The 13,392-nt window shown below is 49.3% G+C and carries 10 protein-coding genes and 1 tRNA gene; 8 read left to right on the top strand and 3 right to left on the bottom strand.

What is annotated here, in order from left to right; genetic code table 11:
• Positions 1 to 114: 114 nt before the first annotated feature.
• Positions 115 to 191: transfer RNA gene (locus ACJJJB_RS08980), tRNA-Pro, on the bottom strand.
• 72 nt (positions 192 to 263) lie between these two features.
• Entirely contained in the window at positions 264 to 1,112 is an 849-nt protein-coding gene (locus tag ACJJJB_RS08975) for an acyl-CoA thioesterase (RefSeq protein WP_020412908.1), read from the bottom strand.
• Between the two features lie 346 nt (positions 1,113 to 1,458).
• On the opposite strand from ACJJJB_RS08975, the gene ACJJJB_RS08970 reads away from it, so the two are divergent.
• The 5 genes from ACJJJB_RS08970 to ACJJJB_RS08950 all read left to right on the top strand — a co-directional run bounded on the left by ACJJJB_RS08970 (position 1,459) and on the right by ACJJJB_RS08950 (position 8,692).
• The gene (locus tag ACJJJB_RS08970; RefSeq protein WP_444901524.1) at positions 1,459 to 2,139 is read left to right on the top strand and encodes a hypothetical protein; all 681 of its coding nucleotides are present in this window, start codon (positions 1,459 to 1,461) and stop codon (positions 2,137 to 2,139) included.
• Positions 2,140 to 2,484: 345 nt separating this feature from the next.
• On the top strand, positions 2,485 to 3,168 hold the full coding sequence (locus tag ACJJJB_RS08965) for a TetR/AcrR family transcriptional regulator (protein ID WP_020412906.1): 684 nt from the start codon (positions 2,485 to 2,487) through the stop codon (positions 3,166 to 3,168).
• Positions 3,161 to 3,724, top strand: a complete 564-nt coding sequence (locus ACJJJB_RS08960) for a DUF1285 domain-containing protein (RefSeq protein ID WP_353376251.1) — start codon at positions 3,161 to 3,163, stop codon at positions 3,722 to 3,724. Before ACJJJB_RS08965 ends, ACJJJB_RS08960 begins: the two co-directional genes overlap by 8 nt.
• A gap of 467 nt (positions 3,725 to 4,191) precedes the next feature.
• On the top strand, positions 4,192 to 5,841 hold the full coding sequence (locus ACJJJB_RS08955) for a beta-helix domain-containing protein (RefSeq protein WP_020412904.1): 1,650 nt from the start codon (positions 4,192 to 4,194) through the stop codon (positions 5,839 to 5,841).
• A 121-nt stretch (positions 5,842 to 5,962) separates the two neighbouring features.
• On the top strand, positions 5,963 to 8,692 hold the full coding sequence (locus ACJJJB_RS08950) for a TonB-dependent receptor domain-containing protein (protein WP_445366088.1): 2,730 nt from the start codon (positions 5,963 to 5,965) through the stop codon (positions 8,690 to 8,692).
• Positions 8,693 to 8,826: 134 nt separating this feature from the next.
• On the opposite strand, the gene ACJJJB_RS08945 is transcribed toward ACJJJB_RS08950, so the two are convergent.
• Entirely contained in the window at positions 8,827 to 10,464 is a 1,638-nt protein-coding gene (locus ACJJJB_RS08945; protein WP_444901525.1) for an electron transfer flavoprotein-ubiquinone oxidoreductase, read from the bottom strand.
• A 353-nt stretch (positions 10,465 to 10,817) separates the two neighbouring features.
• Between ACJJJB_RS08945 and ACJJJB_RS08940 the strand changes: the two genes are divergently transcribed.
• The 3 genes from ACJJJB_RS08940 to ACJJJB_RS08930 all read left to right on the top strand — a co-directional run bounded on the left by ACJJJB_RS08940 (position 10,818) and on the right by ACJJJB_RS08930 (position 13,390).
• Positions 10,818 to 11,567: an electron transfer flavoprotein subunit beta/FixA family protein gene (locus ACJJJB_RS08940; RefSeq protein ID WP_444901526.1), complete on the top strand. Its 750-nt coding sequence runs from the start codon at positions 10,818 to 10,820 to the stop codon at positions 11,565 to 11,567.
• Positions 11,567 to 12,496, top strand: a complete 930-nt coding sequence (locus ACJJJB_RS08935) for an electron transfer flavoprotein subunit alpha/FixB family protein (protein ID WP_445366087.1) — start codon at positions 11,567 to 11,569, stop codon at positions 12,494 to 12,496. The genes ACJJJB_RS08940 and ACJJJB_RS08935 overlap by 1 nt, the downstream gene beginning before the upstream one ends.
• A 210-nt stretch (positions 12,497 to 12,706) precedes the next feature.
• Positions 12,707 to 13,390: a type II secretion system protein N gene (locus ACJJJB_RS08930; RefSeq protein WP_020412899.1), complete on the top strand. Its 684-nt coding sequence runs from the start codon at positions 12,707 to 12,709 to the stop codon at positions 13,388 to 13,390.
• Positions 13,391 to 13,392 lie beyond the last annotated feature (2 nt).

Here is a 13,392-nt window from a genome sequence, read left to right as displayed (position 1 = left end):
AGGAAGTTGTGGGTAGAAGAGTTATCTGGATGAAAAGAGCTATCAATCCACTATGCGATGAAAATAGATGTCATCCAGACGCAAAAAAACCCGCTTAGTGCGGGTTTTGAGATCTGGTCGGTGAGAGAGGATTCGAACCTCCGACCCCTTCGTCCCGAACGAAGTGCGCTACCAGGCTGCGCTACTCACCGACTTATTGGTCTCGCTTCATCAGCGAAGTGGGCGGCATTATAGCAACCTTTTTTTTACTGTAAACCATTGATTTAACTTTTAATTTGTCGAATTAGGCCCTCTTGCGCAGTGGAGGCTACCAGTACGCCGTCGCGGGTAAAAATCTGGCCACGGGCAAATCCGCGTGCGCCGGTAGCGGAAGGGCTGTCGGTTACATAGAGGAGCCATTGGTCCAGGCGGAAGTCCCGGTGGAACCACATCGCATGATCGACGCTGGCCGGCATTAAGTGGGGGTCGAACAAAGAAATATGGTGTGGCTGTAAGGAGGTTCCAAGCAATCCCATGTCCGATGCGTAACAGAGCGCAGCGCGGTGCTCCATAGGGTCATCAGACATCTCACCCTCGGCGCGGAGCCAGAACATGCACTTCGCTTCACTTAGCTCGGCACCAAAGTAGCTTTTAGGATCTACCGGGCGGAAGTCAATCATATAGCGGCGCTGATCATATTGTGGGCTGACTAAGCCTGCCTCAAGCGCCAGTTGCTGCGTATTCTTTAGGTTCTCTGGGGCAGGAATCCCTTCGCATGGCATATCAGCCTGGTGATCGAATCCGGGCTCCTTGATCTGGAACGAAGCAGACATGTTGAAAATTGCCCGACCTCGTTGCTTTGCGACAACGCGGCGAGTGGTGAAGCTACCTCCATCGCGGATAGGGTCCACCTCATAGATCACCGGTAGTTCGCTGGAGCCGGGGCGCAAAAAATAGGAGTGCAGGGAGTGTGGCAAACGATCTTCAACAGTGCGTGTAGCGGCCATCAGTGCTTGCCCAAGCACCTGGCCTCCAAATAGTACTTTTCGATAATTTTCGACGTGGTGACGACTGCGAAAGAGATTGCGATCCAGCTCTTCTACGTCGAGTAGTTTGCTCAGCTTTTCCAACATGGACGACTCTACCTGTTACCTAATAGTGATAGTCGGAATAATCCGGGCAGGCATTTCAATCTTGCCCGAAGCGGCGATGATAGCAGCCAAATGTACTATCTCCATTCACATTTTGAACGAATTCGATCGACTGGTCACTCCAATACCGAATCGCAGTTGTGTATGGCCAAATCATATAACCCATTAAATTTGAAAAAATATGCTCTTGATTTTTTCAATTTGTCGATTGTGTGCTTATTGATGTGATATAACGCGCCATATAGTGCCTGGGAGAGATGTCTTGAGGCGTAACCCCGGCCGATTAGTTACCGATAAAAATGCAATAACGGGAAAGGAATGTTGCCAGATGCCACATCACGATATTGATATTCGTCCACCGCAAAACTTTGGCAAGGTAGTTAGCAGACATCGTACTGCAAAGGCGGTGGCTGGAGTGGTAGGGTCCGCAGCTTACTATGGCACCTGGGGTGCACAAACCGCTACGGGTGCAACACTTACAGGCCTTGCAACCGGGGCTGCTGTAGCCACTTCGGCTACGGGCGTAGGCTTAATCGTTGCCGGGACGGCGCTCTCTGTCGGTTACGCTGGCTTGGCCGCCAGGTCAGCATACAAAACTCACAACCACCTCAATGGTCTTAAAAAGATCTTTCAAGAAAGAAAATCTTTTGAATGTACATGTAAGGGCTCTGTTGCACACGATTATATTTCGGGGCAGGTACTGCCCTATATTATTGAGCAAAAGACGAAAAAGCTACACCGCAAGATGGTAGAAGCCACCCCGGGAGTTTCCACTTTAGAGTACAGCCGCAAAGCGATAAAGAACCTATATAAGCGCGCCCAAGGGACTCTTGGAAAGAAGCGCACATTTGCCGCCGAATGGCTGGCTCAGCACCTCATATCCCATGACTGTGAGTTGGCAAACGCTATTGTGGCGGAGCTTTATAGTGAGGAAGAGATGCTTTGGATTCGTACTCAGGACAACGATGTCGTAGCTCCCTTACTGGAGCTTAAGATGAAGTCGGTTTAGGGGGCAGGTGCTTAAAGCGCTGTTTTGGGAAAGCACCTGCTTGCGGGTGGGTAATGGACTACCTGCCAAAATTTTTGATAGCTCCAACGTTTTTTATTCCCGTAAGCTCCTACTCTGAGAATTCTAGGTCTTCGATAACTGGCGCCAACTTTTTCGGGTGACGTTCCCCTCCACACTCTGTATCTTGCACTAATAGCACAAAAATTGAGCAAAATAGGCTAAAATTTTTAATATTTGAGTGTCTAATTTCTCGATTCACTTTTCCAACCGAGTTGAATTGCCTATCATTCATGAATGAATAGTCAATTTCAGTCCCCATTATTACGGGCAGAGAAGGTCGGAAGTATGGATAAGGCAAAAGAGAAGGTTCAGAGGTTTCGCGCGAGAGAGCAGCGCATCCTGGATGCGGCTCTGGAGCTTCTGCTGGAGCACGGTGAAGAAAAGGTCACGGTCGAGCAGATCGCCGAGCGGGTAGATATTGGTAAGGGCACCATCTACAAGCACTTCATTTCAAAGACAGAGATTTACATGCGTTTGCTGATGGACTACGAGAGGTCCCTCGCTGAACGCCTGAAGGTAGCTGTTGAGAATGCTGAAGAAAAAGGCGATATCACAGCTCCAGCCAGAGCCTATTTTGAGTCCCGTATGGCTGATCCGGGCAAGGACAGGCTCTTCCAGCGGTTGGAAGAGAAAATAATCACCCTCAATTTAGCTCCGGAGATGATTTCTGAGCTACATGCCATTCGCAACTCCAATGCTTCTGCCCTGAACCGGGTGTTTGAACGAAGGATGGAGCAGGGCATGCTGAAGAAGGTGCCTGCCTACTATTACTATTCAACCTATTGGGCCCTGGTTCAGGGTGCAGTAGAGCTTTATCACTCCAAGTCGTTTGCTGACGTGATTGAGGACCGAGAGGGCCTGATGGAGTTCATCATGGACGTGGGGGTCCATATCGGAGATATTTCCTCCCGCAAGCCACCGGCAAGCAGTCATACCACTGGTCAAGCTGCGGGGCCGTCCTTTGGCTGAGCCACTTTTCGAGCAGCTGCAAAAACTACAGAGGGAGTTCCACGGATATCCTCCGGTTGAAAAGTGGAACCCAGACCTCTGTGGCGACATGGATATGGTCATCAAGCATGATGGTCGCTGGATTCATGAAGGGACAGAAATAAAGCGGCACACACTGGTTAAGCTGTTTGCGAGCATCCTCAAGCGGGAAGGGGATGAATATTTCCTGGTGACTCCAGTGGAGAAGCTGCGCATACTGGTGGAAGATGTACCTTTTGTGGCGACACAGGTGGCACGTAATCCGAATAGTGATGCTCAGACCTTACTTTTCACAACCAATGTGGGTGATGTGATCGCGCTAGACGAAGACCGCAATTGGCACCTAAAGGAGTTTGGCGCCCCCCCGCAACTAATTCCTTACCTGGAGCTTCGTGGTGGCCTTCAAGCCAGGGTTTCCCGTGATGTGTTCTACCAGCTGGTCGATTGGGCTCAAGAAGCTAATCATGGCCCCAGTGATACCGGGAAACTTTTTGTGCGTAGTGCCGGTAAGGATTTTCTGCTCGGTTCTTATAATTGATTTTTGAAAAACTGCCATTTCAGGGCCAGCGTTCTGCTGGCTCTAAGCTTCTTTTCTTTGCCTTATTACTTAGTCTTATATTAAGCGGGATGGCTTTTCCTGATTTCTCTCCTTGCTGGTTTTCTATATGTACTGAATGTTGCACGTATTACTTAATTGATACGGATTTATTAAATATCCATATTTTATTCATTTACTTGAAAGCTGAATGAAATTTGAAGGCAATAAAACATTCCAAAAAGTGTAAAGCTGGATGTTTTATTGCAAAAATTACTGAAAATATACAAAAAGTTAACAAGTTCGCAACACGGCGTTTCTACACTCCCCCGCGTCCTAACCGCTTAGGCGAATAAATTAAACAGAAATTTAGGCAGTCAACAGTGTGTTGTTTGGCTTAGTAGGGCTCTCCAATAGCTTTTCGTGCTGATTGACTGTTTTTCAAGGATTACATTCCTGTGGGGGGAGATATGAAACGCATACAAAATCAGATCATTCTGGCTGCCGCCATTACAGCTTTACTGGCGGGTTGTGACGGTGGTGGAGTGAGTGTTGAGCCTAAGACTGTTGATAATTCAGTAGACAACTCTGTCGATAATTCTGGTGGTGGATCTTCTGAAAATCCCTGCGCAGCGATCCAAAGTACGGGGGTACAAGGCTCTTTTGAAAGCGGTAACTGTCGATATGGAGCCGACTTTGTTTCCGCGTCTAATCCTTTAACCGAGGACTTGTATCTTCCTGCGCTTCCAGATGATGGCGCGCACATTTTTGACGGTAGTCTCTTTGTTGGTGAAAACTACTCCAGTGATGTTGACTTACAGGCTGCCGGTGTTGCCCAGGGCGGTGATGGCGTCAAATTGGAAATACAGGCCGGTGCAACCGTTGCCTTTAAGGATAACTCAGCCTTTATGGTTGTAAATCGTGGTTCACAGGTTTTTGCCCGTGGTACTGAATCCGCACCAATTACATTTACCTCTGAAACAGATGTCCGCGGCACTGTAACTGCAGATGCCGTATCCCAGTGGGGTGGAATGGTTATCAACGGTTTTGGTGTAACCAATAAGTGCAAATACTCAGGCTCAATTGCCGGTGGAGATCTCACTTTGGATGGCGAGTGTCATGTTGCCGCTGAAGGTTCCACTGACGATAACACCTCATACTACGGTGGAGACAACAATGGAGATAACTCTGGCGAGCTTTCCTATGTTGTTGTAAAGCACACGGGTGCCCTGGTTGCTAGTGGTGATGAATTAAATGGCATCTCTTTTGATGCAGTTGGCAGCGGCACAGTGATAAATAACCTGCAAACTTATTCCACTTTTGATGATGGAATTGAGTTCTTTGGTGGTGCAGTAGACGTTAGCAATTATGTTGCTCTCTATGTGCGAGATGATTCAATCGATATTGATGAAGGTTATCGTGGAAGGATCACCAATGCCTTGGTTGTACAGAGTGAAAATGATGGGAACCACTGTATTGAGGCAGATGGAATCGGTTCTTACAAAGATACGATTGATTATACCGCTCTGATTGATCAGGGTCTGAACAGCCGTCCAATAATTGATGGCCTGACTTGTATCGTTTCTGCTCAAAAAGAAGGTACTCACGATCCGGGTGCAGGTTGGCGTCTGCGTGAGGGTATCTATCCGATGATTACCAATTCCATAATTGTTGCTTCTTTTAAAGCTGATGAAACGTCAGATGATGGTAGCAATTACTGTCTGCGTATGGAGAGTGTTCAAACGCGCAATGAAGCAACCTCTGGTACGGAAGTAGCCCTGACCTCCAACATCTTTGCTTGTGAGGATCGCACCAAGACAGATGAAGATACCTTTGATCTGGAGGCGTGGGCTGTAGATAGCGGCAATCAGTTTGCTCCAATTTCAGGAGCGTTGAGCCCAACTGTCGGCATTGATACTAACTTTATTCTGCTAGACGGCACTCCAGCAATCTATACCGTGGGCGCCGACCAGCAGCGAATCAACGACGCGGAACCCGCTGTCACCGCGTTTGAGCGTGCTTATTTGGGTGCACTTGATATCAACGGTACTGATTGGACTCAAGGCTGGACTTATGGCTTACATCAAGGCAGCCGTGCACAGCCTCTCTGGTTTGAATAATTAGCCAAAGATGTGGTTAGGGGAAGCTCTCCTGATCTTGCAGGGCGCCGCCTTCGCTGATGGAGTCGGCGCCCTGCTTGGTTTAGACACCCAATAATGGGAATGATAAGAGGCCTATGTGATGGCTAAATATGAAAATTTTCAGAGGGTGCCGCTGGTAATGGCTATTGCCGCGGCCACTGCTATTGCTCCTGGTGTAATTGCCCAGGATGCAGATCTTGTGGAAAAAGAGACCGGTTCGATACAAAGTCTTGAAGAAGTAATGGTCCAGGGGCGTTTAAGGGACTCGGCGGAATCTCTGGTTAGTGAGCGCCTGGAAGAGGAGGTGGTCACCGACATCCTCGGTGCTGAGATGATTGGTCGGGTAGGGGACTCAACGGTGGCTGCGGCGTTACGCAGGGTGTCGGGACTATCGCTAGTGAGCGATAAATTTGTTTATGTGCGGGGATTGGGAGAGCGTTACTCCAGTACCACGCTGAATGGCGCTACGGTACCTTCACCGGACTTGACGAGAAATGTGATTCCCCTCGATCTATTTCCCACCTCTATCGTGGATTCGCTGGCTGTACAGAAAAGTTACTCTGCTGACCAGGCCGCGAGTTTTGGCGGTGGAAATGTGGATATTCGGACAAAGGGGATTCCAGATGATCTTACGTATTCAATTGAATTGGGGACAGGAGCCAACTCAGAAACCAGCGGTGAAGTTCTGAGCTATCGGGGAGGGGGTAATGATCACTTCGGAACCGATGACGGAACCAGGGCGCTACCGGGCGAAATCTCTGTTGCGCTAAAGCGCTTCAGGGGTGGTTTGGGAATTTCTGATATTAGAAAAATTCTGATTGAGGAAGGAAAGCAGTATTCCAGTGCGCAGGAAGCTGATGCTGCAGCCCGGGGGCTAAATCGTGAGCTGTCCCTAAACCTTAATCGTGATATTGCCATCGAAGAGGAGTCCAGCGATCCTGATGGTGATGTGAAAGTGAGTGTAGGTAATCGTTTTTATCTCGGTGATAAATGGGAGTTGGGGCTTCTGGCTGGTGCCTCATATAAAAGCGAGTGGAGAGAGTCTGAGAGAACTCTGCGCAATTTCGGGGCTCCCAATGAGCAATTAAACAACCGTAGCAAGTCTACATACTCAGTGGATATCAGCGGAAACTTAAATTTAGGTTTGCGCTTTGCGGATGAGCATGTAATCGAAAATACAAGCCTCTTTCTACGTAACACTGATGATGAAACTTCTATCACCGATTACTTTAATGAAAATCGTCAGGTATCAGATGGTTCTGGCTATCGTGAGTATTTGTTGAAATATGAAGAGAGGGAGTTGGCCCTGAATCAGGTCAAGGGTAGCCACTCCTTGGGGCCTGAGACCAAAGCTATCCTTCCTTTTGATTTTTTCAACTGGGTTCCGGAAGAGGTGGTTTTCGACTGGTTCTATTCGGACGCGACAGCGACCACGGATATTCCTAATCAGGTGGATGTTATTTCCGATACGGTTACTGATCCTGCGACAGGCGAAGTGTTGAGTTCGAAGGTCAGTACAGGCTCGCGAAGCGCGGGGTTCCGCTTCACAGAGCTTGAGGATGACGTTAAAAATTATGGTTGGTCGGCCACCTTACCTTTGGAATTTTCCACTTCCAGCCTGGAGTTAAGCGGTGGTTTTGCCAGGATAGAGAAGGGACGCTCATACAGGCAAACTGAGCTACGCTTGGATATTTTCAGTGTGAACGATGAGGATGTGTTGGGCAGCCCCCTAGATGAAGTATTTAGTGATGGTAATATTATCAGCGGCGATAATGACTTTGTTTTTGACTTGGCGGGGAGCAACAAGCAAAGCTATTTAGCTGCAACGGCAACAGATGCAGTGTTTGGTAAATTCGATTGGACGTTCAATGAAGCTTGGCGAATTTCGGCAGGGGCACGCTGGGAGGATTACAGCCAGGTGGCACTTGAGTGGAACCCATATGGCTACACGATAGATGACCCGCAAGTAACACCTGACCCGGATGAGTTGCTGGAGGCTGTTTATGCTGAAGATGACATTTACCCATCTTTCTCTCTGACTTATATGGGGTCTTTTTGGGCGGAGACGTTCCAGCTTCGTTTGGGGGTTTCAAAAACAGCCGTGCGGCCTGATCTTCGCGAAATTACCGATGCGTTCTATATTGACCCTATTACCGATGAGCAGGTGAAAGGGAACCCCGATGTCAGGCCTTCAGAAATCAACAATTATGATTTACGTGCTGAGTGGTTCTTTGACAGCGGGGACAGTTTGACAGTTTCTGCTTTTTATAAGGATGTGGTTGACCCAATTGAGTTTTTCGAGGCTGCCTCCAGTGATACCAATGTGGCTCGCGAGATTATTAATGCCGAGTCTGGAAAGATTATCGGTATTGAAATCGAAGGCATGAAGCAACTTGGTTTCCTTGGCGATAATATGGAGAGCTTCTTTGTGCAGGGCAATGTAACCTTGCAGGAAACCGAGTTGGTTGCTGGAGATGAGGCTGATGCTCCGACGAATCCGGTGCGTGAAATGACAGGAGCATCCGAATACGTTGTGAATATGTTGATGGGTTTCGACAGCCCTGATGGCAATCACTCTGCGACGCTGGGTTACAACGTTTTTGGAGAGCGCCTGCATCTGGCTGGCCGTAACTTGGATCCAGATTCTTACGAGCAACCTTTCCATTCGCTTGACCTAACTTACTCCTGGCACCCTACTGAGGAGGTGACGATAAAGGCCAAGATGCAAAACCTTCTGGATGAATCAATTGAGATTGAGCGAGATGGCGTTATTGTCTTTGAAGAAAAGCCGGGCCAGACCTTTGCCATAAACGCTCAATATAAATTCTGATCTTCTCTCTCAATAATTTCTGCTGCCTCTTTTTCGCCCGCAGGAATTTTCTCTACTTTTTCACGTTGCAGAGAGTTCAAGTGAAAAAGTAGATATAAAAATGGCGCCGGAAGGCGCCATTTAAGTCGATGGGTTCACATATTTGGGTAGTTGGGACCGCCGCCACCTTCCGGAGTAACCCAAACAATATTCTGGGTTGGGTCTTTAATGTCACAGGTCTTACAGTGAACACAGTTCTGTGCATTTATCTGGAATCGCTTGCCGTTGGCATCCTCAACAACTTCGTATACGCCGGCGGGGCAGTAGCGCTGTGCCGGTTCGTCATAGATTGGCAGGTTGTGGTTCAGCGGAATCTCCGCATCCTTCAGGATCAGATGGCAGGGCTGATCTTCCTCGTGATTTGTGTTGGAAATAAATACAGAGGACAGCTTATCAAAACTAAGTACACCGTCGGGTTTGGGGTAGTCAATTTTTGCACAGTCTGCTGCGGGTTTGAGCTGAGCGTGATCTGCCTTAGTATCGCGCAAGGTCCAGGGCAACTTGCCTTTGAACAGGTTGATATCCACAAAGGCATAAGCGGAGCCAAGGATGTTGCCCCACTTGTGTTGGGCAGGGCCGAAGTTGCGCTGCATATGTAGCTCTTTCCAGGCCCAGCTGTCACGATACCTGGAGGTATAATCGGTCAGCTCCTCGCTGTTGCGGTCTGCGGCAATAGCTTCCACTACGGATTCTGCAGCAATCATGCCAGACTTCATCGCAGTGTGATTTCCCTTGATCTTGGCAAAGTTCAGGGTGCCGGCGTTATCTCCTATTAGAAGCCCGCCAGGAAAAGTCATTTTTGGCTGAGACTGTAGGCCGCCTTTAACAATAGCTCGGGCGCCATAGGCCACGCGCTCGCCACCTTCCAGGTATTGCTTAATCACCGGGTGGTGCTTGTAGCGCTGGAACTCATCAAAGGGGCTGACATGTGGGTTACTGTAGGCCAGATCAGTAATCAGGCCGACCACTACCTGGTTGTCCTCGAGGTGGTAAAGGAAGCCGCCACCGTGGGTGTTGCTTTGATCCAGAGGCCAGCCTGCGGTGTGAACTACCAAGCCCTGTTGGTGTTTTTCAGCAGGTACTTTCCAGATTTCCTTTATGCCTATGCCGTAGTGTTGTGGGTCGGTATCGGCATCCAGTTTGAAGCGCTCAATCAACTGTTTGCCCAGGTGGCCACGGCAGCCTTCGGCAAAAAGTGTGTACTTTGCGTGCAGTTCCATGCCGGGCATGTAGGAGTCTTTCTGCTCCCCATTCAGGCCGATTCCCATATCACCTGTAGCAATGCCTTTTACGGATCCGTCTTCACTATAAAGCACTTCAGATGCGGCGAACCCAGGGAAGATTTCCACTCCCAGATTTTCTGCTTGCTCCGCCAGCCAGCGGCATAGATTTCCAAGGCTGATGATGTAGTTGCCTTCGTTGTGCATGGTGCTGGGCACAAACATATTGGGCACTTTAATGGAGTTTTCATCGCTGCGCAGGACGTAGATGTCATCGCCCTTGACTTCGGTGTTCAGTGGGGCGTCGCGCTCTTTCCAATCAGGGAAAAGTTCATTCAGGGCAGTAGGTTCAAAAACTGCGCCCGAAAGAATGTGGGCACCGACCTCGGAACCCTTCTCCACGACACATACTGAGATGTCTTCATTGAGCTGGCGAATACGGCAGGCCGCTGCCAATCCGGCGGGGCCGGCACCCACGATCACTACATCGTATTCCATTGATTCGCGTTCCACGGCACTCTCCTCAGCAGTTGCATTCAACTTTTTGCGGCCATTCCGGCCTTATCATTTATATTGGTGGCTGATTATATAGGCGTTTAATCAACCCTACCAATTGCATGACTATTCATTTGCTATGGCAAATGCGCTGTATTTCAACAGGTTAGGAATAGGGGATAGACTACCCCAATGGTTGGAAATAGATTTTGTGAATGGCAGTGATGACTTCTATTTGACTATTGATTTTGCCGTATAGAACCGCCACCATACACGCCGTTCAAACACTTGTTTGACCAGAACACCGTATCCGTTCGCGATGTGAATCGTCAGTCGCGGCTGTTAAAAAGCTTATTTAAGACGGGATTTCCATGAAAGTTCTTGTAGCTGTGAAACGCGTTGTTGACTACAACGTCAAGGTTCGCCCTAAGGCGGACGGCACTGACGTTGATACAGCCAACGTCAAAATGTCTATCAACCCCTTTTGCGAAATCGCAGTTGAAGAGGCGGTACGCTTGAAGGAAAAAGGCGTTGTCAGCGAGATAGTCGCCGTTTCCATGGGCTCCAAGCAATGCCAAGAGCAAATTCGTACTGCGCTGGCCCTGGGTGCTGACCGCGGCATATTGGTAGAAACCGATGCCGAGCTGCAGCCTCTGGCCGTGGCCAAGTGCCTGAAGGCGATTGTTGATAAGGAAGAGCCTCAAATGGTCATCCTGGGTAAGCAATCCATCGATGGTGACAATAACCAGACCGGGCAAATGCTGGGCGCATTGACTGGAATGGGGCAGGGCACCTTCGCTTCTGAAGTGACTGTGCAGGGTGATGCCGTTAAGGTTACCCGTGAGATTGATGGCGGGCTGCAGACGGTTGAACTGAAGTTGCCTGCGATCGTTACCACCGACTTGCGCTTGAATGAGCCGCGCTACGCTTCTCTGCCGAATATCATGAAGGCCAAGAAGAAGCCCCTCGATACTACTACTCCAGATGAGCTGGGTGTAGATATTACTCCTCGCACCAAAACCCTGAATGTTGAGCCGCCGGCTGAGCGTCAGGCAGGCGTTAAAGTAGCCGACGTTGCGGAACTGGTAGAGAAACTGAAAAACGAGGCGAAGGTAATCTGATGAGCATCCTGGTTATTGCTGAACATGACAACGCCGAGCTGAAGGGCGCTACGCTGAACACTGTAGCCGCAGCCAAAGCCATTGGTGGTGATATCGCAGTGCTGGTTGCCGGCGCTGGTTGTGCTGCCGTAGCAGAAGCTGCAGCAAAGGTAGAAGGTGTAAGTAAAGTGCTGCTGGCTGATAATTCCGCCTATGAGCACCAACTGGCTGAAAATGTTGCCAAATTAGTAGCTGATCTAGGTAAGGATTACAGCCACATCCTGGCTCCCGCCACCACCACTGGCAAGAACATGCTGCCGCGTGCTGCCGCACTTCTGGATGTTCAGCCAATCTCCGACATTATCGCTGTAGAGAGTGCTGACACGTTCAAGCGTCCGATCTACGCAGGGAATGTTATTGCAACCGTTCAGAGTTCAGATGCTATCAAAGTGATCTCTGTTCGCACCACTGCTTTTGATGCTGTTGCAGTAGAAGGTGGTAGTGCGACCGTTGAGTCAGTTGATATTACTGATGATGCCGGTGTCTCAACTTTTGTCGGCGAAGAGCTCGCCAAATCCGATCGTCCGGAACTAACTGCCGCTAGCGTGGTCATTTCTGGTGGGCGCGGAATGCAGAATGGTGACAACTTTGAGATGTTGTACAAGCTGGCTGACAAGCTTGGTGCAGCCGTTGGTGCCTCTCGCGCTGCGGTAGATGCCGGTTTTGTTCCCAACGATATGCAGGTTGGTCAAACCGGTAAGATCGTCGCTCCCGATTTGTACATTGCTGTCGGTATCTCCGGCGCTATCCAGCACCTGGCAGGTATGAAGGATTCCAAGGTGATTGTTGCGATCAACAAAGACGAAGAAGCCCCGATCTTCTCCGTTGCCGATTACGGTCTGGTCGCTGATTTGTTTGAAGCTGTTCCCGAGCTTGAAGCAAAGCTGTAATCCTTGATTACTATACTGACCAGTACTGGAAAAGGCGGCGGGTAGCCGCCTTTTTTATTTGAGGCGGAACTAGTGTGCAATTTCGGGGACGAATTTAAGGTTTGCAGCGTTTAACTGGGCAGGAGCGTTGCCTTTCAAAGACTTAGGCAACAAAATAGGCGTCAAAAACCAATAACCTAAAAAAAGTTGAACTTGTATGTGGGTATGTTCATGTCCCCATTAAAGCGAGCCTTTGGCTCAGTTGGCACCGGTTTTGGCCAGGGTGAGTCGCGAAAGGCGATTTCCCGCGGCACCATGGCGGCATCCGCAGTGGGTCTGCTTTGGGTCTCTGGCAACCTGTTCGCCTATGGTTCCCTGTTTATTCCTGCAGAAACTGAAGAATCTCTGCTGGCTGAGCGCAAGAACTCCAGAGTGAGTGCGCCCCAGGCCGCTTCGATACCAAATACCCCTTTCTTTGGCCTCGCCGATGCCAAGGAAAAAGTAGAAGTCCCTGAAGTCGATCTTTCCAATCTCCCTATCACCCAATTGAATATTGTCTTGTCTGGCGTTTTAGACAGTAGTGACAAGAAAAAAGCTAGCGCACTTGTGGCCGAAAAAGGAAAACCTGCGAAGCGTTTGTATGTAGGGGATTCTCTGCCGGGTGGCGCAGAACTTTATTCTGTTGAGGTAGATCATGTAGTTCTTCGTCGTAATGGCAGGATGGAAAAACTGACCTATCCAGAAGTGGATGGTCGACCGAATGTTCCGCTTAAGAATTACTCCAGCCTTGCTCGCAAGAGTAGCCGAAGCAGTAATACTGCGCAGCGTGGAGAAAATCAGCAGAGTATTCGGGAGCGGATGGAAAAGCTGCGTGAACTTGCTCGCGAACGGCGAGCGCAACGTCAGCCCCAATAAAA

The sequence above is a fragment of the Microbulbifer variabilis genome (assembly GCF_052468405.1).
Note: the sequence above shows the minus strand (reverse complement) of the source record. Positions and strands in the feature narration are given on the sequence as shown.